Here is a 20,436-nt window from a genome sequence, read left to right as displayed (position 1 = left end):
CCGCCGACCGGTCCCCCGGAGGGCCGGATGTGGTGCCTGTCACGGTGCGGTCCGGTACCGTCCGCTCCCCGACAGGGAGCGCATCAGGTCCCTGCACGGGCCACCCGGCCGGTGTTAGCTTGGCCGGATCGACGTCGTCGCCTCCCGACCGGGACGCGGCCCCCGAGCTGTGCAGGAGTACCCCGCGTGACCACCCCCACTGAGAACGAGCAGGGCATCTGGCTGACCCAGGAGGCCCACGACCGGCTGAAGGCCGAGCTCGACCAGTTGGTGGCCGGCCGGCCCGCCATGGCCGCCGAGATCAACGCCCGCCGCGAGGAGGGCGACCTCAAGGAGAACGGCGGTTACCACGCCGCCAAGGAGGAGCAGGGCAAGCAGGAGGGCCGGATCCGGCAGCTGACCGACCTGCTCCGCAAGGCGCGCGTGGGCGAGCCGCCGACGACGGCCACCACCGCCGAGCTCGGCACGGTCATCACCATCCGCTTCCAGGGCGACGACGAGACCGAGAAGTTCCTGCTCGGCTCCCGCGAGATCGCGGGCACCACCGACCTCGCCGTCTACTCGCCGGAGTCGGCGATGGGCTCGGCGATCCTCGGCGCGAAGCCGGGCACCTCGGTCACCTACCAGGCGCCCAACGGCCGCGACATCACCGTCGAGGTCGTCGCCGTCGAGCCGTTCGTCCCCTGACCCGGCCCCGCGTCGTGGCCCGCTCCCGGCGGGCGGAGAACACCGGCTTCGTCTGCGTGCACTGCGCCGCCGACGTCCCCGCGAACACCGACGGGCACTACCGCAACCACTGCCCGGTGTGCCTGTGGTCGCTGCACGTCGACGACCTGCCCGGCGACCGGGCCAGCGAGTGCCGGCAGCCGATGGAGCCGATCGGCCTGGTCGAGAAGTCCGGCAAGGGCTGGCAGGTGGTGCACCGCTGCACGGCGTGCGGCCACCGCCAGCCCAACCGGCTCGTCCGCGACGGCGACGCCCCCGACGACCTGGACCTGGTCCTCTCGCTCCCCTGGTTGTGACGCCGCCGCTCCTGGGGTGCTCCTCGCGGTCCAGGGGTCCTGCAGGATCCCCGGAGGACGAGGAACGCCCCAGGAGCAGGCGCCGTCAGGCCGGCGCGAGGCCGCGGCGGCGGAGCAGGGGCGCCGGGTCGGCGTCGCGGCCGCGGACGGCGCGGAAGGCCTCCAGCGGGTCCACCGAGCCGCCGCGGGACAGCAGCCGCTCGCGGAAGACGTCGCCGTTCTCCCGCCGCAGGCCGCCGTTCTCGCGGAACCACTCGACGGTGTCGGCGTCGAGCACCTCCGACCAGATGTAGGAGTAGTAGCCCGCCGCGTAGCCGCCGGCGAAGACGTGCTGGAAGTACGTCGTCCGGTAGCGCGGCGGGACCAGGTCGGAGGCGACGCCGGCCGCCTCGAGCGCCCGCCGCTCGAACTCCGCCGGGTCGTCGATCTCGGTCTCCGGGGTGATCCGGTGCCAGGCCTGGTCCAGCAGCGTCGCGGCGAGGTACTCCAGCGTCGCGAAGCCCTCGCCCCACAGCCGGGCGGCGTCGAGCGCCTCGACGGCGGACGACGGCAGCGGCTCCCCCGTCTCGACGTGCCGCGCGTAGTGCGCGAGCACCTCCGGCCACAGCGCCCACATCTCGTTGACCTGGCTCGGGAACTCGACGAAGTCCCGCGGCACCGCGGTCCCGGCGAAGCGCGGGTAGGTCACCGCGGAGCTCAGCCCGTGCAGCGCGTGGCCGAACTCGTGGAAGAGCGTGTCGACCTCGTCGAGGGTGAGCAGCGTCGGCCGGCCCTCGGGCGCGCGGGCCACGTTGAGGTTGTTGACGACGACCGGCCGGGTGCCGAGCAGCCGCGACTGGGTGACGAACGAACTCATCCAGGCCCCGCCGCGCTTGCCCTCGCGCGCCGTGAAGTCGCCGAGGTACAGGCCGACCGCCTCGCCGTCGGGACCGCTGACCTCCCACACGCGGACGTCGGGGTGGTAGCCGGCGAGGTCCGGGCGGGGACTGAACCGGAGGCCGTAGAGCAGCTCCGCGGCCCGGAAGACGCCGTCGACGAGCACCCGGTCCAGCTCGAACCACGACCGCAGCGCCGCGGTGTCGACCGAGTACCGCTCGGCGCGCACCCGCTCGCTGTAGAAGGCCCAGTCCCAGGGCGCCAGCTCGGCGATGCCGTCGCGGGCGGCGGCCTCGGCCAGCACCGCGGCCTCGGCCCGCGCGTTCGCCGTCGAGGGGCCGACCATCGAGGAGAGCATCGCGTCGACGGCGTCGGTGCTGCCGGCGGTCTGGTCGGCGAGCACCAGGTCGGCGTGGGTGGCGAAGCCGAGCAGCCGCGCCCGCTCGGCGCGCAGCCGGGCGATCCGCGCGGCCACCGGCCCGTTGTCGTGCTCGCCTGACGACGCGCGGGTCACCGACGCCTCGAACACGCGGCGGCGCAGCTCCCGGTCGCGCAGCTTGGCCAGCACCGGCTGGCCGGTGGGCAGCAGCAGCGGCAGCACGTACCCGTCGAGGCCGCGGTCGGCGGCGGCGCGGGCCGCGGCGGCGACCTCCTCCTCGGAGAGCCCGTCGAGCTCGGCGGGGTCGGCCACCCGGACGGCGGCGGCCTCGGTGGCCAGCTGCAGGTTCTGCCCGAACCGCGTGGACAGCTCCGACAGCTCGCGGTTCAGCTCCGACAGCCGGGCGCGGCCGGCCTCGTCGAGGCGGGCGCCGGCCAGCACCCGGTCGAGGTGGTGCCGCTCCACCAGCCGGACCGCCTCGGGGTCGAGCCCGGCCTCGTGGCGGGCGGCGTGGACGGCGTCGACGCGGGCGAACAGTCCGGGGTCCAGCCGCAGCGCGTCGGCGTGCGCGGCCTCCAGCGGCGCGAGCTCCCGCTCGATCTCCCGCAGCCGCGGCGTGGACAGCGACGAGGACAGGTTGCCGAACACCGCCTCGGCCCGGCGCAGCAGCGCGCCGGAGCGCTCGAGGGCCTCGATCGTGTTCGCGAAGGTCGGCGGCTCGGCCGAGCCGGTGATCGCGGCGATCTCGGCGCGCTGCTCGGCCATCCCGGCCAGCACCGCCTGGCGGCAGTGCTCGAGCGTGATGTCGGCGAACGGCGGCAGCCCGTACGGCAGCGGCGACTCGGCGAACAGCGGGTTGGACACGGCGGGGGCGGTCTCGGCGCTCATCACCGTCCATCCTGCGCCGCGCCGCACGAGGTCTGTACGCCGGTGGCCCAGGACCGAGGAGGTCCTGGGCCACCGGGGTACGACGGTCGCTCTACCGGGACGCGGTGCGCTGGTAGAGGCGGACCGACAGCGGCACGAACACCGCGAGGATGACCGCCGTCCAGATCAGCGTGTAGAGCACCGGGTTCTGCAGCGGCCACGCGTCGGGCACCGGGTAGCCGGCGGGCACGTTGCCGAACAGCTCCCGCGCGGCCAGCGTCACCGACGAGACGGGGTTCCACTCGGCGAAGGTGCGCAGCACCGCCGGGAAGGTCTCCAGCGGCACGAACGTGTTGGCGATGAACGTCAGCGGGAAGATCACGATGAAGCTGGCGTTGTTCACCACCTCCGGCGTGCGGACCAGCAGCCCGACCACCGCCATCAGCCACGAGATCGCGTAGGCGAACACCAGCAGCACGAGGAACCCGCCCACCGCCTCGCCGAACGAGGAGTTGATCCGCCAGCCGACCACCAGGCCGGTCAGCGCCATCACCGTGATCGAGATGACGTTGAGCCCGGAGTCGGCGATGGTGCGCCCGACCAGCACCGCCGACCGCGACATCGGCAGCGACCGGAACCGGTCGATCAGCCCCTTCTGCAGGTCCTCGGCGATGCTCGCGCCGGTGACGGTGGAGCCGAAGACGACGGTCTGCGCGAAGATCCCCGGCAGCAGGAACTCCGCGTAGCTGATGCCCGGCGGCAGCCCGCCGATCGCGCCGCCGAACACGTAGCGGAACAGCACCACGAACATGATCGGCGACAGCGTCGCGAACACGATCAGGTCGGGCACCCGCTTGACCTTGATCAGGTTGCGCTTGGTGATGACGACGCTGTCGGACAGCGTCGCGGACAGCGAGGTCATCGCACGCCTCCCGCGGGGACCGGCTCGGCCGGGGTCTGGTCGGTGGTGCCGGCGTCCTCGCCCTCGGCGGCGTGACCGGTCAGCGCCAGGAACACGTCGTCGAGATCGGGGCGGCGCAGCCCGACGTCGAAGATGTCGGCGGTGTGGCCGTCGAGCCGGCGCAGCGCGTCGGCCAGGACCTCCGCGCCACCGCTGACGGGGATGCTCAGCCGGCGCGCCTGCTCGTCGACGTGCGGCTCGTCGACCGCCAGCGGCCGCAGCCGCGCCACCATCTCCGGCAGGGCGCCCGCGTCGGTGACCGCGAACTCCAGCCGCTGCCCGCCGACCTGCGCCTTGAGCTCGTCGGCCGTGCCGCGCGCGATCGCCCGGCCGCGGTCGATGACCACCATCCCGTCGGCCAGCCGGTCGGCCTCCTCCAGGTACTGGGTGGTGAGCAGGATCGTCGTCCCGCCGTCGGCGAGGTCGGCGATGAACTCCCACATCGCCAGCCGGCTGCGCGGGTCGAGGCCGGTGGTGGGCTCGTCCAGGAAGAGCACCCGCGGCCGGGCGATGAGCGAGGCGGCGATGTCCAGCCGCCGGCGCATGCCGCCGGAGTAGGTCTTCGCCGGCCGGTTCGCGGCGTCGGTGAGGTCGAACCGCTCGAGCAGCTCCCCCGCGCGGGCCCGCGACTCCCGCTTCCCCAGCCGGTACAGCCGGCCGACCATCTCCAGGTTCTCGAACCCGGTCAGGTACTCGTCGACCGCGGCGTACTGCCCGGTCAGCCCGATGAGCGAGCGCACCCGGTCCGGCTCGCGGACGACGTCGACCCCGGCCACCTCCGCGCGCCCGCCGTCGGGCTGCAGCAGCGTGGTCAGGATGCGGACGACGGTCGTCTTGCCCGCGCCGTTGGGCCCGAGCAGGCCGAGCACCGTGCCCTCGGGAACGGCGAGGTCCACCCCCGCCAGCGCCGTGTTCGACCCGAAGCGCTTCTGCAGTCCCTCGACGAGGATCGCGTCGTTCATGACAGGGAAACTAGGTGTGAGCACCGACACTTCCCGAGTCCTTTTCGCGGTCCGCGAACGACCCGACGCCTGCTGTTCTCTCCCACGACACCTCTCCTCGTCCGGCGGTCCCGGAGGGGAGACCGCCGGACCCGGGAGAAGTGAGCGCTAGGCCTCCGCGACGGCGAAACCGGCCTGCTCGAGCGCGGTGACGACGGTGCGCGCGTGGTCCGGGCCGCGCGTCTCGAGGACGACGAACACCTCGACCTGCCCGAGGTCCAGGCGGGTCGCCGTCCGCTCGTGCTCGACCTCGAGCACGTTGGCGCCGGCCTCGGCGAGGACGGCGAGCACCCCGGCCAGCGACCCCGGCCGGTCGGGGACGGCCAGCCGCAGCCGCAGGTACCGGCCCGCGGCGGCCATGCCGTGCTGGACCACCTTCATCATCAGCACCGGGTCGACGTTGCCGCCGGACACGACGGCGACGACCGGCGGCCGGAACGCCTCCGGCTCGGCCATCACCGCCGCGACCGCGGCCACCCCCGCCGGCTCGACGACGAGCTTGGCCCGCTCCAGGCAGAACAGCAGCGCGCGGGAGAGGTCCTCCTCCCCCACCGTGCGCACGTCGTCGACCAGGTCGCGGACGTGCGCGAGCGTGAGGTCGCTGGGTGCGCCCACGGCGATGCCGTCGGCCATCGTGGAGACCCCGGTCAGCGCCACCGGCCGCCCGGCGGCCAGCGACCCCGGGAACGCGGCGGCGCCGGCCGCCTGCACCGCCACGACCTGCGCCTCCGGCCGCCGCTCCCGGACCGCGGCCGCGATCCCGGACACCAGCCCGCCGCCCCCGGTGCAGACGACGACGGTGGCGACGTCGGGGCACTGCTCGATCAGCTCCAGCCCGACCGTCCCCTGCCCCGCGATCACGTCGGGGTGGTCGAACGGGTGGATGAACACCGCCCCGGTCGCCTCGGCGTGCTCGACGGCGGCCGCCAGCGCCGCGGTGAGGTCGGCCCCGACCAGCCGCGCGTCGGCGCCGTAGCCGCGGGTGGCCGCCACCTTCGGCAGCGGCGCGGACTCGGGCATGAACACCGTGGCCCGGACGCCGAGCATCCGGGCGGCCAGCGCCACCCCCTGCGCGTGGTTGCCGGCGCTGGCGGCGACGACCCCGCGGGCCCGCTCCTCCGCGGTCAGCCGGGACAGCCGCACGTAGGCGCCGCGGAACTTGAACGAGCCGGTGTGCTGCAGGTTCTCGCACTTGAGGTGCACCGGGCCGCCGACCCGCTCGGCCAGCGCCCGCGAGTGCTCCAGCGGCGTGCGCCGGGCGACCCCGTCCAGCAGCCCGGCGGCGGCGACGACGTCGGCTCCGGTGACCAGCTCCGCTCCCATGCCCCTGATCCTCGCAGGGAGGACGATCACGTCCGGCCCGACGCAGCCGCTCCCGCATCGTCCCTGGTCGTCGTACCGTGGCTGAGGTGACGGACGTCGCCCCAGCGCAGACCCCACCCGCACCCACGACCCTCGGCGAGCTCCGTGCCAGCGGAGCCGTCGCCCGGCCGGTCAAGGCCGAGATCCGCGCCAACCTGCTCGCCCGCCTGGGCGCCGGCGAGCCCACCCTCCCGGGCATCGTCGGCTTCGAGGACACCGTCGTCCCCGAGGTCGAGCGGGCCCTCATCGCCGGCCACGACCTCGTCCTGCTGGGCGAGCGCGGCCAGGGCAAGACCCGCCTCATCCGCACCCTCGTCGGCCTGCTCGACGAGTGGACCCCGGTCCTCGTCGGCAGCGAGCTCAACGAGCACCCGCTGCACCCGATCAGCGTGTGGGCGCACCGCCAGATCGCCGAGCACGGCGACGACACACCGGTCGGCTGGCTGCACCGCAGCGAGCGCTTCGGCGAGAAGCTGGCCACCCCCGACACCAGCGTGGGCGACCTCATCGGCGACGTCGACCCGATCAAGGTGGCCGAGGGTCGCACCCTGGGCGACCCGGAGACGGTCCACTACGGCCTGGTCCCGCGCACCAACCGCGGCATCTTCAGCGTCAACGAGCTGCCCGACCTCGCCGAGCGGATCCAGGTCGCGCTGCTCAACGTGCTCGAGGAGCGCGACATCCAGATCCGCGGCTACCGGGTGCGGCTGCCGCTGGACCTGCTGCTCGTGGCCAGCGCCAACCCGGAGGACTACACCAACCGCGGGCGGATCATCACCCCGCTCAAGGACCGCTTCGGCGCGGAGGTGCGCACCCACTACCCGATCGAGCTCGCCGACGAGATCCGGCTGCTGGAGCAGGAGGCGCGGACCAGCGGCCTCGGCGCCCCGAGCGGGCACGACGCGTTCGACGCGCCCGTCGTCCCCCAGCACCTGGTCGAGATCATCGCCCGGTTCACCCGGCTGGTCCGCGAGTCCAGCCACGTCGACCAGCGCTCCGGCGTCAGCGCCCGGTTCGCCATCGCCGGGCTGGAGACCGTCGCCGCCTCCGCCGTCCGCCGGGCCGCGATCGCCGGGGAGACGCGGCCGGTGGCCCGGGTGGTCGACCTGCCGGGCGTCGTCCCGGCCAGCCGCGGCAAGGTCGAGTTCGCCGACGCCGGCAGCGACCCCGACGACGACCGGGAGCTGGAGGTGCTGGAGCACCTGCTGCGGCAGGCGACCGCGCAGACCTTCCGCGCCCGCTGCGGCGGGCTGGACCTGACCGGCCTGCAGGAGCACTTCACCGGCGGGGAGACCGTCGAGTCCGGCGAGCTGGTGCCGGGCGCGGCGCTGCTGGGCCAGCTGGGCACCATCCCGCGGCTGGCCGAGCTGCTGGGCCGCCTCGGGGTGCCGGAGGGCGAGGAGTCCGCCGAGCAGGCGGCCGCGGCGGTCGAGTTCGCCCTCGAGGGGCTGTACCTCACCCGCCGGCTGGCCAAGGACACCGACGGCACCCGCACGGTGTACGGGGCCTGACGGTGGTCCGCCCACGCCCCGGCAAGGGGTACCGGTACGGCCGCTGGCGGGGCGGGCCCGACCCGCTGGCCCCGCCCTACGACCTGGGCAGCGCCGTCGACGAGATCGGCGACTCGGTGCTCGGCGGCAGCGGCGTCCGCGAGGCGCTGCGGGAGCTGCTGCGCCGCGGGATGGACGGCCGGCGCGGCCTCGACGAGCTGCGCCGCTCCGTGCGGGACCGGCTGCGCCAGGCCCGCACCGCCGGCCGGATGGACGGCACGCTGCAGGAGGTCCGGGAGCTGCTCGACCGGGCACTCGCGGCCGAGCGCCGGGAGCTGTTCCCCGACCCCGACGACCTGGCCCGGCTCAAGGAGGCCGAGCTCGACGCGCTGCCCCAGGACACCGCGGGCGCGGTCCGGGCGCTCAAGGAGTACGACTGGGCCTCGGCCGAGGCCCGGCAGACCTACGACCAGATCCAGGACCTGCTGCGGCGGGAGGTGCTCGACAGCTCCTTCGCCAACATGAAGCAGGCGCTGCAGAACGCCACCGAGCAGGACGTGCAGGCGGTCAAGGACATGGTCGCCGACCTGTCGCAGCTGGTGGACGCGCACAACCGCGGTGAGGACACCGAGGAGCGCTTCCGCGAGTTCATGGACAAGCACGGGCAGTTCTTCCCGGACGACCCGCAGTCGGTGGACGAGCTGATCGACTCCCTCGCCCGCCGGGCCGCCGCGCAGGAGCGGATGATGGCCGGCCTGTCCCCCGAGCAGCGGGCGGAGCTGGCCGACCTGATGGCGCAGACCATGTCCGACCTGGGGCTGGCCAGCGAGATGGCCCACCTGCAGGACGCGCTGCGCCAGGCCCGCCCCGACCTGCCGTGGGGGCAGCGCGGCCAGGTGCCCGACGGCGAGCAGGGCCTCGGCCTCGGCGACGCCACCAGCGCCGTCGCGGAGCTGGCCGACCTCGAGGCGCTGTCCAACCAGCTCTCGCAGGGCTACGCCGGCGCCTCGCTGGCCGACGTCGACGAGGAGCTGCTCGAGCAGGCGCTGGGCCGGGAGGCCGTCGACGACCTCGCGGCGCTGCGGCAGATGGAGCGCGAGCTGGAGCGGCAGGGCTACCTCAACCGCTCCGACGGCAAGCTGGAGCTCTCGCCGAAGGCGGTGCGCCGGCTGGGCGCGACCGCGCTGCGGCGGGTGTTCGCGAAGCTCGACGCCACCGGCCGCGGCGAGCACGACGTCGCCGACGCCGGCGCCGCCGGGGAGCTCACCGGCAGCTCGCGGGAGTGGCAGTTCGGCGACGAGCAGCCGCTCGACGTCGTCCGCACGGTCCGGAACGCGGTGCTGCGCACCGCCGGCGACCCGCACGGGGACGGCGACCGGCGGGTCCGCATCGCCGTCGAGGACTTCGAGGTCGTGGAGACCGAGCGGCGCACCGGCGCCGCGGTCGCGCTGCTGGTCGACCTGTCCTACTCGATGGCGCTGCGCGGCACGTGGGGCGCGGCCAAGTCGACGGCGATGGCGCTGCACTCGCTGGTGACCACGCGCTTCCCGCAGGACGCGATCCAGATCATCGGGTTCTCGTCGACCGCGCAGGTGCTCAAGCCGGAGACGCTGGCCGAGCTGAGCGTGGACACCCTGCAGGGCACCAACCTGCAGCACGGGCTGATCCTCGCCCGCCGGTTCCTGGCCCGGCACCGGGACGCCGAGCCGGTGGTCCTGGTGGTCACCGACGGCGAGCCGACGGCGCACCTGGAGGAGGACGGCACGCCGTACTTCTGCTGGCCGCCGATGCCCGAGACGATCGCGCGGACCGTCGCCGAGGTGGAGCGGGTCGCCCGGTCCGGCGCGACGCTCAACGTGTTCGCGCTCGACCCCGAGCCCAGCCTGGTGCACTTCGTCCACGACATCACCGCGCGCGCCGGCGGCCGGGTCTTCACGCCCGACAGCGAGCGGCTCGGCGAGTACGTCGTCGCGGACTACCTGCGCACCCGCCGGGGACGCCGGGCCCGCTGAGCCGGCCGGTACCGGCCACCGGGACGGGTGGCCGGTACCCGCCGGTTAGCGTGGGGCCGTGACGCGACTGCTCCGCGCCGGCCTGCTCACCGCCGCCGGCTGCCTGCTGATCGCCGGCTGCGGAGGCGGGGACGACGGCGGCTCGTCGGCGTCGTCGTCCTCCTCGGGCGCGGCCACCACCACGTCGTCCGCCTCGTCGTCCGCGCCGTCGTCGTCCGCGCCGCCCGACGCGGCGGCCTTCTGCGCCGATGCCACGCCGGTGGTCACCCGGCTGAGCTCCGCCCTCGAGGCGGCCGAGAGCCAGGGCGTCGCGGCCCTGCCCCCTCTGCTCGACCAGGCCGTCACCGCCTTCGACGGGGTGACCGCCCCCGCGGAGGTCGCCGCCGACTGGCAGGCGGTCCGCGACGGGGTGGCGCAGCTGCGCGACCAGGTGGGCGCGATCGACCCGGACAGCCCCGACGCCGGGGCGCAGGTGGACGCCGCCGTCGCCGCCGTGGAGGGCTCGGCGGCCGGGCCGGCGCTGTCGCGCGTCGGCACCTACTACCAGCAGAACTGCGGCACCCCGGCCGCGCCCACGAGTTGACCGTCACGGTCGAGGAGGTCGGCGTCGACGTCGTCCTGCCGCTGCGCAGCGCCGTCCTGCGCGGCGGCGGGCCGGCCGCGATGCCCGGCGACGACGACCCCGCGACCGTGCACCTGGCCGCCCGGACCGCCGACGGGCGGGTGGTCGGCGTCGTCCGGCTGTCCCCCGCGCCCTGCCCGTGGCGGCCGGCCCGGGCGCCGTGGCAGCTGCGCGGCATGGCCACCGACCCCGCCGTGCGGGGCGCCGGGGCCGGCCGCGCCCTGGTCGCGGCGAGCCGGGAGCTGCTCGCCGCGCGGGACGCGGACCTGCTGTGGTGCAACGCCCGCGTCCCCGCGGCCGGCTTCTACGAGCGGATGGGCTTCCGCGTGGTGACCGAGCCGTTCGACGTCGCGGGCATCGGCCCGCACGTCGGCATGCTCACCGCGCTCGGCTCGCACGAGGCATAGGGAGCTCTCCCCGCGTCCTGGCGACCAGGACACGGGGAACGCTCCCTATGCCTCGTGGAGCCGGAGCGGGTGGGCGCCGCTCGAGCTGATCCCGGGGATGCGCCCGGCGCGGAAGGCGTCGACGAACAGCCGGTGGTCCTCCTGCGTCCGCCGCGCGTAGGAGTGCGCGAAGTCGACCAGGTCGGCGACGAACTCCTCGCGCCGGCCGCCGACCATCGCCGACACCGCCTCCTCGGTCTGGAAGTCGACCAGCGTGTGGTCGCTGTCGACGTCGCCGACGCAGTGCATCTTCGCCGTCGCCCGGCCGAGCTGGGCCACGACCGGGGCGATCTCCTCGGGCTCGGTGAGGTCGTCCCAGTCTAGGTCCACCTCGTAGGGCGAGAGCTCCTGGACGACGAAGCCGACGCCGTCGATCTCGGTGTGGCCGAGGAACTGCGAGGCGTTGGCCTGCAGCGCCCGCTGGCTGACCGCGGTGCGGTGCCCGTGGTGCTCGAAGTAGGAGCGGATCCGCTCGTCGCGGACGATCCGGCTGGGCGCGGCCACGTTGCCCTGCTTGAGCGAGAGGACGACGTCGTTCTCCAGCGCCTGGTCGTAGCCCTCGAGCAGCACGTTGTAGGCGGGCAGGCCGGCGCTGCCGATGCCGAAGCCGCCGGTGCCGATGACGTCCTTGACGTCGTAGGCGACGTCGCGGCGGCGCACCGGCGGGACGACGGTCTCCCGCCAGCGGTCCAGTGCGGCGAGCACCCGGTCGCGCTCGGCGTCGTCGAGCCGGCGGGTGCGGCCGCCGTCGGTGAACCGCCGCCGGTACCCCTCGACGACGGTCATCCGGTCCAGCAGCGAGGCCCGGGTGCGGGTGGTCGTCTCGAGGATCGCCTCGCGGACGGCGCCCTCGGTGTTCGCGGTGGTCAGCGCGAACGACCGGTCGTCGTCGGAGCGGCGGAACGCCTCGACCTGGTCCAGGTAGGCGCCGAGGTAGGTGCCGACCAGCTCGCCGATGACGTCGTCGCCGAGCGCCTTGCTCCACGCCAGCAGCGCGAAGCTGGCGGCGAACCGGCGCAGGTCCCAGGTGACCGAGCCGACGTAGGCCTCGTCGAAGTCGTTGACGTCGAACACGATCCGCCCGGCGCCGTCCATGTAGGTGCCGAAGTTCTCCGCGTGCAGGTCGCCCTGGATCCACACCCGGCTGGTCCGCTCGTCGCACCAGGGGTCCTCGAGGCGGTCCATGTCGGCGTAGAAGAGGCAGGCGCTGCCGCGGTAGAACGCGAAGGGGCCGGCGGCCATCTTGCGGAACTTGGTCCGGAAGGCGTCGGCGTCGGCCGCCATCAGCTCGGAGAAGGCCTCGACCAGGACGTCGACGATCAGCTGCGAGCGGTCACCGGGGGCTCCCTCGGGGGCCCCCCGTCGGGGGGATTCGGGCACGGGGGGCACCGTAGAGGCCGACTAGCCTGCAGGACAGACGGTTGCGCGGCGCGACGATCGGGGTGGCGGTGACGAGGGCGAGCAGGGCGCGACGGCTGGCGGCCGGCGCCGCCTACGGCGGCGGCGGGCTGGGCCTGGCCGGGGCCGGCCTGCTCGGGCTGCTGCGCCTCCAGGCCCTCGCGGCCCGCCGGAGGGTCGAGGCACGGACGTCGAAGCAGGACCCGCCCTCCGGGAACGGCGTCTACGGCCGGCGCCGCGGCAGGCCGATCGTGTTCACCGTGCTCGGCGACTCCAGCGCCGTCGGCCTGGGCGTCACCCGCGCCGCCGAGACCCCGGGCGTGCTGCTCGCCGCCGCGCTGACCGAGCTCGCCGAGCGGCCCGTGCGGCTGGTCCGGGTGGCGGTCTCCGGCGCCGAGTCCTGCGAGCTGGACCCGCAGGTGGAATCCGCGCTGGCCGAGAAGCCGGACGTCGCGCTGATCATGATCGGCGCCAACGACGTCACCACCCGCACCCGCCCGTCGGTCTCGGTGCGCCACCTGGCCGACGCGGTGCGGCGGCTGCGCGAGGCGGGCGCGCAGGTCGTCGTCGGCACCTGCCCCGACCTCGGGACGATCCGGCCGATCGGGCAGCCGCTGCGGCTGCTGGCCCGGCGGTGGAGCCGGCAGCTGGCCGCGGCGCAGACGATCGCCGTCGTGGAGGCCGGCGGGCGGACGGTGTCGCTCGGCTCGGTGCTCGGGCCGAGCTTCGCCCAGGACCGCTCGCTGTTCAGCGTCGACGAGTTCCACCCCAGCGCGGCCGGATACGCGCAGGCCGCCGCGGTCATCCTCCCCGCGCTCGCCGACGCCATCGGCGTCTGGCCGGCCCGGGCCGAGCGCGGGCGGCTGCGCCGCACCTCGGTGCGCCCGGTGGCGCAGGCCGCGGCGCGGGCCGCCGGCCGACCGGGCACCGAGGTCCGGGCCACCGAGGTCCGCGGCTCGAGCACCGGCCCGCTGGGCACCTGGGCGCGGCTGCTGCGCCGCCGGCCCACTGACCTGCCCAGTCCCGAGGAGCTCGGGGAGGCCGCGGAGGTCACCGTCGGCTGAGCGCCGAGTGACCCGCAACACAGCGGCGCTCTGTTCCCGGCGCACCCGCGACCGGCCGCGTACCCAGGGGTAGTTTCCGGGGTGACCCGACACCCGGCACCCCCGGCCGGGAGCCCCTCACCGTGGAGGACCCCATGCCCGAAGCCGTCATCGTCGCGACCGCGCGCTCCCCCATCGGGCGTGCGTTCAAGGGGTCGCTCAAGGACCTGCGTCCCGACGACCTGACCGCCACCATCGTCCGCGCGGCGCTGGACAAGGTCCCCGCCCTGGACCCGACCGACATCGACGACCTGATCCTCGGCTGCGGTCTGCCCGGCGGCGAGCAGGGCCACAACATGGGCCGCGTCGTCAGCGTGCTCCTCGGCATGGACCACCTGCCGGGCACCACGATCACCCGCTACTGCTCGTCGTCGCTGCAGACGACCCGCATGGCCATGCACGCGATCAAGGCCGGCGAGGGCGACGTGTTCGTCTCCGCCGGCGTCGAGATGGTCTCCCGCTTCGTGAAGGGCAACAGCGACTCGCTGCCCGACACCCACAACCCGGTCTTCACCGACGCCGAGGCGCGCGTGGCCAAGACCGCCGAGAGCGGCGCCGACTCGTGGACCGACCCGCGGGAGAACGGCGAGATCCCCGACGTCTACATCGCCATGGGGCAGACCGCCGAGAACCTGGCGCTGCTCAAGGACGTCTCCCGGCAGGAGATGGACGAGTTCGCCGTCCGCAGCCAGAACCTGGCCGAGAAGGCCATCGCCGAGGGCTTCTGGGAGCGGGAGATCACCCCGGTCACCACCCCCGACGGCACGGTCGTCAGCAAGGACGACGGCCCGCGTCCCGGCACCACCCTGGAGGGCATCTCCGGCCTCAAGCCGGTCTTCCGCCCCGACGGCCGGGTCACCGCCGGCAACGCCTGCCCGCTCAACGACGGCGCCGCCGCGGTCGTCGTCATGAGCGACACCAAGGCCCGCGACCTCGGCCTCACCCCGTTGGCCCGCATCGTCTCCACCGCGGTCACCGGCCTGTCCCCGGAGATCATGGGCTACGGCCCGGTCGACGCCTCGAAGCTCGCCCTGCAGCGGGCGGGCATGACCATCGACGACATCGACCTCGTCGAGATCAACGAGGCCTTCGCCGCGCAGGTCATCCCGAGCTACCGGGACCTGGGCATCGACATCGACAAGCTGAACGTGCACGGCGGCGCGATCGCCGTCGGCCACCCCTTCGGCATGACCGGCGCCCGCATCACCGGCACGCTGCTCAACGGCCTGCAGACCAAGGACAAGACGTTCGGCCTGGAGACCATGTGCGTCGGTGGCGGCATGGGCATGGCGATGGTGCTGGAGCGCCTCTCCTGACCCGAGCCCGCGGCACGTCACGGCGGCCCGGTCCCCGCGAGGGGGCCGGGCCGCCGTCGTCTCCGCTGGGGGATCAGCCGCGCAGCGGGCGGAACGCGGCGCGGACCTCGGCCGTGAACAGCTCGGGCTCCTCCCAGGCGGCGAAGTGCCCGCCGCGGTCGACCTCGTTGAAGTAGCTGAGGGTCGGGTAGCTCCGCTCGGCCCAGCTGCGCGGTGTCCGCCAGATCTCACCGGGGAACGTGGTGAAGCCGACCGGGACCGAGACCTCCGGGGGCGCCTGGCCGGCGGCGGCCGCCGGGGCGTCGGGGCCGTAGCTCTCCCAGTACGACCGGGCCGCCGAGGCGCCGGTGCCGGTCAGCCAGTACAGCGTGACGTTGTCCAGCACGTGGTCGCGGGTGAGGTTGCCGGTGGGCCGCCCGTCGGTGAAGGCGCGGGCCATCTTGTAGTAGGAGTCCGTGTCGTGGTCGAGCATCCAGGCCGCCAGGGCGACGGGTGAGTCGAGCAGCCCGTAGCCGATCGTCTGCGGCCGGGTGGCCTGCTCGAGGAAGTAGGCGGAGCCGCTGGACCGGAAGGTGGCGATCGCGGCGAGAGCCGCCCTCTCCTGCTCGGTGTCGCCCGGCAACGGACTGCCCAGTGCGGTCACGAGCAGGTTGAGGTGGATGCCGAGCAGCCCCTCGGGCGCCTGCCGGCCCATCGCGTCGGTCACGCCGGCGCCCACGTCGCCGCCCTGGGCCACGTAGCGGGAGTACCCGAGGCGGCGCATCAGCTCCGCCCAGGCCCGTCCGACGCGGGCGACGTCCCAGCCGAGCTCCCGCGGCTCGGCGGAGAAGCCGTAGCCGGGCAGGGACGGCAGCACGAGGTGGAAGGCGTCCTCGGCGCGGCCGCCGTGCGCCGTCGGGTCGGTGAGCGGGCCGACGGTCTCGAGCAGCTCGACGACCGAGCCCGGCCAGCCGTGCGTCATGACCAGCGGCAGCGCGTCCTCGTGCCGCGAGCGCACGTGCAGGAAGTGGACCTCCACCCCGTCGATCTCGGTGGTGAACTGCGGGAGCGCGTTGATCCGCGCCTCGCACGCGCGCCAGTCGAAGTCGGTGAGCCAGTGGCGCACGAGGGCCTGCACCGTCGCCAGCTGCACGCCCTGCGACCGGTCCCCGACCAGCTCCGCGGTCGGCCAGCGGGTCGCGGCGACGCGCCGGCGCAGGTCCAGCAGCTCCGCCTCCGGGACGGCGATCCGGAACGGGCGGATCGCGGTGCGGTCGCCCTCGGCGGTGGTGCGCGGCTGGGGCACGGCCCCGGGGACGGCGACGGTGGTCGGGTCGGTGGGAGCGGACATCGAGGCCTCCTGGCGCCGGGCTGGGAGAGAGCCCGGTCGTGGGGCCCTCCTCCCCAGCCCAGACGGGGCCACCCGGTCCCGCATCGTCCGTGGCGGACGATGCGGCGCCCGACCCCGGAGACGCCGGTGGCCCGGCCCCCCGAGGGGGACCGGGCCACCGGGACGTGCTGCGGGTCAGTTGTCCTGGAAGTAGGACAGCAGCCGCAGGATCTCCAGGTACAGCCAGACGACCGTGACGAGCAGGCCGAAGGCGATGTACCAGGCGAACTTGGCCGGGGCGCCGCGGCGGATCGCCTGGTCGGCCATGTCGAAGTCAAGCAGCAGCGAGAAGGCCGCCACACCGATCACGACGAGGCTGAAGACGATGGCCAGCGGGCCGCCGTCACGCAGGCCCAGGCCGCCCGGGACGAAGAACGACACGAGCAGGTTGACCAGGACCAGGGCCAGGACGCCGAACAGCGCGCCGACGATCCAGCGGGTCAGCTTGGGAGTGACCCGGATGGCGCCGGTCTTGTAGACGACGAGCATGCCGGCGAAGACACCGAAGGTGCCGATCACCGCCTGGATCACGATCCCGGGGTAGATCGTGTTGAAGGCCTCGCTGATGGCGCCGAGCGCGACACCGTAGAGCGCGCCGTAGGCCAGGGTCGCCGCCGGGTTGGCGATCTGCTTGAAGCTGATCACCAGGCCCAGGACGAAGGCCACGAGCACCGCGGGCAGAGCCACACCCCACGCGGCCTGGCCGGGCAGCGCCCAGACGGCGGCCGCGGCGAGGACGGTGACGAGGAACGACAGGCCCGTCTTCTGGACGACGTCGTCCATCGTCATGTAACGGGTGGCCGGCGGGCCGTACGGGCCGGCGGGGGCCGGGGCGCCGTAACCCTGCGGGGCGCCGTAGCCCTGCGGCGCGCCGTAGGGCTGGCCGTACTGCTGACCGGGAGCGGCGTAGCCCTGCTGGCCGTACTGCTGGCCGGAGCCGGGAGCGCCGTAGCCCTGGCCGTACGGCTGGCCACCGCCGGACGCGGCGTTGGCGAAGCCCCGGCCGAAGACGGGGTTGGAGCTGGGCATCGTCATCTCCTCGAGGTGACTGGTCGGTCGGTGGGCTGCTGCTGCGCACCCCACTCGGTGCATACAACGCCGCAGGTGGCCTCGGCGTTCCTGACCCTGCCAGTACCCCCTACCGGGTGGGAAGACGCGCCGGGGGCGCGGCACCGTGCGGTGCCGCGCCCCCGGGTCGTGCTGGGGAAGCTGGGGTCAGGCCTCGACCCCGCCGTGGTCGTGGCCGGCGTGGAGGCCACCGCCACCGGCCTGCTCGTCTCGCTCGACGCGGTACTCGCGGGCGTTCGGGTCGCCCTCGTACGTGCCACCGGGCACCGCCTGGCCGGCCACCCCGTTCACCCGCGAGGTGTCGTAGGCGAGGGTGAGCACGGCGTAGGCGACGGCGTCGGAGTTCTGGTCGAGCGCCTTCTCGTCGACGTTGGTGATGTCGTCCCCGGCCGCGTGGTAGTTCGGGTCGTAGGCGACGTCGGCCTCACCGCCGTAGAGCGGGACCTGGTACTCCTCCTTGAGCACCTCCGCCCCGGTGAACAGGCCGCCCGACGGGATGTCGGCGCCGATGAACGCCTGGTAGTCGCTGCGGCCGCTGAACTCGGTGCCCTCGTAGTACAGGCCCTGCGACTCGTAGAAGTCCTCGAAGACGTACTCGATCTGGTCCGAGCCGTCGGGCACCGCCACCGGCGCCTCGAAGCTCGACTGGTCGCCGTCGTAGATGAAGCGGGCGAAATTCGGCGAACCGATCATGTCGAAGTTCAGGTAGAGCGCGAGGTCCTCCACCTGCGCCTCGTCGAGCTGGGAGACGTAGTGGGTCGAGCCGACCAGGCCGGACTCCTCGGCGCCCCACCAGGCGAACCGGATCGTGTTGGTCGGCTTGACCTTGGCCAGGTTCTCCGCCACCTCGATCAGACCGGCGCTGCCCGAGCCGTTGTCGTTGATGCCCGGCCCCTCGGTGACGGAGTCGAGGTGCGCGCCGGCCATGACGACGTTGTCCGAGGTGCGGCCGGGCAGCTCCGCGATGACGTTCTCACTGGTCTGAGGTGTGTTCTCGGTCTGGATGGAGATGCTCAACGTCTGACCGACGAGGGTCGGGCCGGTGTTCTGCGAGACGTCGAGCGCCGGGATGCCCACGGGGGACCCGAGGGTGCCGCCGATGAGGGTGTCGCCGCCGGTGTTGTTGTAGATGACGACAGCGGCAGCGCCGGCCGCCTCCGCGTTCGCGGCCTTCACGCCGAAGGCGCACCCACCACGCTGGATGACCGCCACCTGACCGGCGACGTCGACGCCCTCGAAGGCGCCCGCGTCACAGCCGGGGCCGAGCGCACCACCGGTGACGGCGACGCCGGTGCCGGTCACGGTCCCGCCGCCGGAGTACTCCATGTCGGAGAAGGCGGTCCCGTACTCCTGGGCGGCACCCCCGACGGTGAAGGTCGGCGTCCCGATCAGCCTGTACAGCGTGAAGTCGAACGACTGACGGGTGACCGTCCAGCCGGCCGCCGTGAGTCGGTCCTCCACGTAGTCGGCCGAGGCGGTGTAGCCGGGGGTGCCCGAGGCGCGCGTGTCCCCGTGGGCGTCGGCGATGGCCTGGAAGGCCTCCAGGTGCTCCATGACGCCGTCGAGCGTCACGCACTCGGTCAACTTCGCGACGGTGTTGTTGTTCCGGTGGTCGCAGCTGTTCCCGCCGGCGGCGCCGGCGGGGAGTGCAGCGACGACGCTCCCGGCCAGCGCGAGCGCGCCGGCGCTGCCGATCACCGCGAGGCGGGACCGGCGGGACGGACGGACCTGGGTCATGGACGACTTCCCCTCGAACGTCGGAGTGAGCTCCGTTGCTCACGGGGGGTAACCCTGTCAAAACCGTCACGGGTGACGTCAAGCCCTGGATTTCCTCGCCCACATGCGCTATGTGGCCGGAAGAGCTGCGGTTCCGGACGCGGTGCCCCCGGTGGGACTCGAACCCACACTGCGACCCTTTTAAGGGGCCTGCCTCTGCCGATTGGGCCACGGGGGCGGGCACGCAGCGGACGGCTGCCCGGCGCCGCCCAGCCTAGGGTCGCCCTCCGCCGGCGCTGCGGCTCAGCCGGTCCCGGCGAGCTCGGTGGCGCGGGACAGGACGGCGTCCAGCATCGGCTCGGTCAGCCGGCCGGTGAACGTGTTCTGCTGGCTGACGTGGTAGCTGCCGAGCAGCGTCAGCGGCCCCCGCGGCCCCTGCAGCGTCACCTCCACGCCGTGGCCGAACGCCGGCCGCGGGCGGGGCAGGGCGTACCCGGCATCGGCGAGGACCGGCCACAGCGCCGTCCAGCCGAACCCGCCGAGGACGACCACCACCCGCAGGTCCGGCAGCAACGCCAGCTCGCGCGCCAGCCACGGCGAGCAGGTGTCGCGCTCGGCCGGCGTCGGCGCGTTGTCCGGGGGCGCGCAGCGGACCGCGGCGGCCACCCGCACGCCGGTGAGCTCCAGGCCGTCCCCGACGTGGGTCGACGTCGGCTGGCTGGCCAGGCCGGCCCGCCACAGCGCGGCGAAGATCCAGTCGCCGCTGCGGTCGCCGGTGAAGACCCGCCCGGTGCGGTTGCCGCCGTGCGCGGCCGGCGCCAGCCCGACGACGGCGATCCGCGCGTCGGCGGGCCCCAGGCCCGGCACCGGGCGGCCCCAGTAGTCCTGGTCGCGGAACGAGGCGCGCTTGACGCGGGCCACCTCCTCGCGCCAGGTCACCAGCCGCGGACAGGCCCGGCAGCCCGAGATCCGGGCGTCCAGGACGGCGAGGTCGCGGGCCGCGCGCGCCGACCGGGCGACCCCCGCCGGCGTCCGCGTGACCGGGAACCCCTGCGCGTCGACCGCCACCCGCCCAGTGGACCACCCGCCCGGGGACGCGCGGGCCGCGGGGGCGCCAGGCATGATCACCCCATGGCCCGCAAGCAGAAGGCGCCGCTGACCTGGAAGCTCCTCGGCACGGGGACGGCCACCGTGTCGGGGATCGCCGTCCGCAAGCTCACCGACGCCGCCTGGTACGCGGCCCGTGGCACGACCCCGCCGAAGAACCCGGCCGCGCCCGGGGTCTCCTGGCCCGATGCGCTGGCCTGGGCCGCGTTCTCCGGGCTGGCGGTCGCGGCCGGCCGGCTGCTGGCCGCCCGCGGCGCCGCCACGGCCTACCAGCAGCTGACCGGCAAGCTCCCGCCCGGCGTCAACGAGGCCGGCTGAGGT

18 protein-coding genes and 1 tRNA gene are annotated in these 20,436 nt (G+C 74.4%); 9 read left to right on the top strand and 10 right to left on the bottom strand.

The window, feature by feature from the left end:
- Positions 1 to 186: 186 nt before the first annotated feature.
- Complete coding sequence (greA, locus tag ACI798_RS12425; RefSeq protein ID WP_110907602.1) at positions 187 to 687, top strand: transcription elongation factor GreA; 501 nt, start codon at positions 187 to 189, stop codon at positions 685 to 687.
- Between the two features lie 14 nt (positions 688 to 701).
- Positions 702 to 1,022 (top strand): RNHCP domain-containing protein, encoded by a 321-nt coding sequence (locus ACI798_RS12420; RefSeq protein WP_336032853.1) that lies wholly within the window; start codon positions 702 to 704, stop codon positions 1,020 to 1,022.
- Positions 1,023 to 1,107: 85 nt separating this feature from the next.
- Here the strand turns inward: ACI798_RS12420 and ACI798_RS12415 are convergent, their stop codons facing one another.
- The 4 genes from ACI798_RS12415 to ilvA all read right to left on the bottom strand — a co-directional run bounded on the left by ACI798_RS12415 (position 1,108) and on the right by ilvA (position 6,429).
- Positions 1,108 to 3,165, bottom strand: a complete 2,058-nt coding sequence (locus ACI798_RS12415; protein ID WP_457048042.1) for a M3 family metallopeptidase — start codon at positions 3,163 to 3,165, stop codon at positions 1,108 to 1,110.
- A gap of 91 nt (positions 3,166 to 3,256) precedes the next feature.
- Positions 3,257 to 4,066, bottom strand: a complete 810-nt coding sequence (locus tag ACI798_RS12410; protein WP_456943292.1) for an ABC transporter permease — start codon at positions 4,064 to 4,066, stop codon at positions 3,257 to 3,259.
- Positions 4,063 to 5,067: an ATP-binding cassette domain-containing protein gene (locus ACI798_RS12405; protein ID WP_456943293.1), complete on the bottom strand. Its 1,005-nt coding sequence runs from the start codon at positions 5,065 to 5,067 to the stop codon at positions 4,063 to 4,065. The genes ACI798_RS12410 and ACI798_RS12405 overlap by 4 nt, the downstream gene beginning before the upstream one ends.
- Before the next feature lie 147 nt (positions 5,068 to 5,214).
- Positions 5,215 to 6,429 (bottom strand): threonine ammonia-lyase, encoded by a 1,215-nt coding sequence (ilvA, locus tag ACI798_RS12400; RefSeq protein WP_456943294.1) that lies wholly within the window; start codon positions 6,427 to 6,429, stop codon positions 5,215 to 5,217.
- A gap of 86 nt (positions 6,430 to 6,515) precedes the next feature.
- Between ilvA and ACI798_RS12395 the strand changes: the two genes are divergently transcribed.
- The 4 genes from ACI798_RS12395 to ACI798_RS12380 are packed head-to-tail and all read left to right on the top strand — an operon-like array spanning position 6,516 to position 10,999.
- The gene (locus ACI798_RS12395; RefSeq protein ID WP_456943295.1) at positions 6,516 to 7,979 is read left to right on the top strand and encodes a sigma 54-interacting transcriptional regulator; all 1,464 of its coding nucleotides are present in this window, start codon (positions 6,516 to 6,518) and stop codon (positions 7,977 to 7,979) included.
- A 2-nt stretch (positions 7,980 to 7,981) separates the two neighbouring features.
- On the top strand, positions 7,982 to 9,970 hold the full coding sequence (locus tag ACI798_RS12390; protein ID WP_456943296.1) for a VWA domain-containing protein: 1,989 nt from the start codon (positions 7,982 to 7,984) through the stop codon (positions 9,968 to 9,970).
- 58 nt (positions 9,971 to 10,028) lie between these two features.
- Positions 10,029 to 10,553, top strand: coding sequence for a hypothetical protein (locus ACI798_RS12385; RefSeq protein ID WP_457048041.1), 525 nt, complete (start codon positions 10,029 to 10,031; stop codon positions 10,551 to 10,553).
- A complete protein-coding gene (locus ACI798_RS12380; RefSeq protein ID WP_457048040.1) occupies positions 10,550 to 10,999 on the top strand; it encodes a GNAT family N-acetyltransferase in 450 nt (149 codons plus the stop codon). The genes ACI798_RS12385 and ACI798_RS12380 overlap by 4 nt, the downstream gene beginning before the upstream one ends.
- A gap of 45 nt (positions 11,000 to 11,044) precedes the next feature.
- Here ACI798_RS12380 and ACI798_RS12375 read toward each other — a convergent pair whose 3' ends face one another.
- Positions 11,045 to 12,418 (bottom strand): DUF2252 domain-containing protein, encoded by a 1,374-nt coding sequence (locus ACI798_RS12375; protein ID WP_456943299.1) that lies wholly within the window; start codon positions 12,416 to 12,418, stop codon positions 11,045 to 11,047.
- Positions 12,419 to 12,459: 41 nt separating this feature from the next.
- Between ACI798_RS12375 and ACI798_RS12370 the strand changes: the two genes are divergently transcribed.
- Together ACI798_RS12370 and ACI798_RS12365 are read left to right on the top strand one after the other, a co-directional pair.
- Positions 12,460 to 13,500 (top strand): SGNH/GDSL hydrolase family protein, encoded by a 1,041-nt coding sequence (locus ACI798_RS12370; protein WP_457048039.1) that lies wholly within the window; start codon positions 12,460 to 12,462, stop codon positions 13,498 to 13,500.
- A 134-nt stretch (positions 13,501 to 13,634) separates the two neighbouring features.
- Positions 13,635 to 14,855 carry an acetyl-CoA C-acetyltransferase gene (locus ACI798_RS12365; protein ID WP_457048038.1) on the top strand — a complete coding sequence of 407 codons (1,221 nt, stop codon included), beginning with the start codon at positions 13,635 to 13,637 and terminating at the stop codon, positions 14,853 to 14,855.
- 73 nt (positions 14,856 to 14,928) lie between these two features.
- On the opposite strand, the gene ACI798_RS12360 is transcribed toward ACI798_RS12365, so the two are convergent.
- From ACI798_RS12360 to ACI798_RS12340, 5 genes are all read right to left on the bottom strand, one after another.
- On the bottom strand, positions 14,929 to 16,185 hold the full coding sequence (locus ACI798_RS12360) for an epoxide hydrolase family protein (protein ID WP_457048037.1): 1,257 nt from the start codon (positions 16,183 to 16,185) through the stop codon (positions 14,929 to 14,931).
- 174 nt (positions 16,186 to 16,359) lie between these two features.
- A complete protein-coding gene (locus ACI798_RS12355; RefSeq protein WP_457048036.1) occupies positions 16,360 to 17,253 on the bottom strand; it encodes a Bax inhibitor-1/YccA family protein in 894 nt (297 codons plus the stop codon).
- Positions 17,254 to 17,439: 186 nt separating this feature from the next.
- The gene (locus ACI798_RS12350; protein ID WP_456943304.1) at positions 17,440 to 19,029 is read right to left on the bottom strand and encodes a M28 family peptidase; all 1,590 of its coding nucleotides are present in this window, start codon (positions 19,027 to 19,029) and stop codon (positions 17,440 to 17,442) included.
- A gap of 143 nt (positions 19,030 to 19,172) precedes the next feature.
- Positions 19,173 to 19,246 (bottom strand) — tRNA-Leu (locus ACI798_RS12345).
- Between the two features lie 65 nt (positions 19,247 to 19,311).
- Positions 19,312 to 20,076 (bottom strand): uracil-DNA glycosylase, encoded by a 765-nt coding sequence (locus ACI798_RS12340; RefSeq protein WP_456943305.1) that lies wholly within the window; start codon positions 20,074 to 20,076, stop codon positions 19,312 to 19,314.
- 63 nt (positions 20,077 to 20,139) lie between these two features.
- Here ACI798_RS12340 and ACI798_RS12335 point away from each other — a divergent pair, with 63 nt between their 5' ends.
- The gene (locus tag ACI798_RS12335; RefSeq protein WP_456943306.1) at positions 20,140 to 20,433 is read left to right on the top strand and encodes a DUF4235 domain-containing protein; all 294 of its coding nucleotides are present in this window, start codon (positions 20,140 to 20,142) and stop codon (positions 20,431 to 20,433) included.
- Positions 20,434 to 20,436: the final 3 nt, after the last annotated feature.

The sequence above is a fragment of the Geodermatophilus sp. SYSU D01045 genome (assembly GCF_054050295.1).
Note: the sequence above shows the minus strand (reverse complement) of the source record. Positions and strands in the feature narration are given on the sequence as shown.

Coding starts and splice junctions, on each gene's coding strand:
- ACI798_RS12415 (WP_457048042.1), bottom strand. CDS start 3,165: ATGAGCGCCGAGACCGCCCCCGCCGTGTCCAACCCGCTGTTCGCCGAG.
- ACI798_RS12410 (WP_456943292.1), bottom strand. CDS start 4,066: ATGACCTCGCTGTCCGCGACGCTGTCCGACAGCGTCGTCATCACCAAG.
- ACI798_RS12405 (WP_456943293.1), bottom strand. CDS start 5,067: ATGAACGACGCGATCCTCGTCGAGGGACTGCAGAAGCGCTTCGGGTCG.
- ilvA (WP_456943294.1), bottom strand. CDS start 6,429: ATGGGAGCGGAGCTGGTCACCGGAGCCGACGTCGTCGCCGCCGCCGGG.
- ACI798_RS12365 (WP_457048038.1), top strand. CDS start 13,635: ATGCCCGAAGCCGTCATCGTCGCGACCGCGCGCTCCCCCATCGGGCGT.
- ACI798_RS12360 (WP_457048037.1), bottom strand. CDS start 16,185: ATGTCCGCTCCCACCGACCCGACCACCGTCGCCGTCCCCGGGGCCGTG.
- ACI798_RS12355 (WP_457048036.1), bottom strand. CDS start 17,253: ATGCCCAGCTCCAACCCCGTCTTCGGCCGGGGCTTCGCCAACGCCGCG.
- ACI798_RS12350 (WP_456943304.1), bottom strand. CDS start 19,029: ATGACCCAGGTCCGTCCGTCCCGCCGGTCCCGCCTCGCGGTGATCGGC.
- ACI798_RS12335 (WP_456943306.1), top strand. CDS start 20,140: ATGGCCCGCAAGCAGAAGGCGCCGCTGACCTGGAAGCTCCTCGGCACG.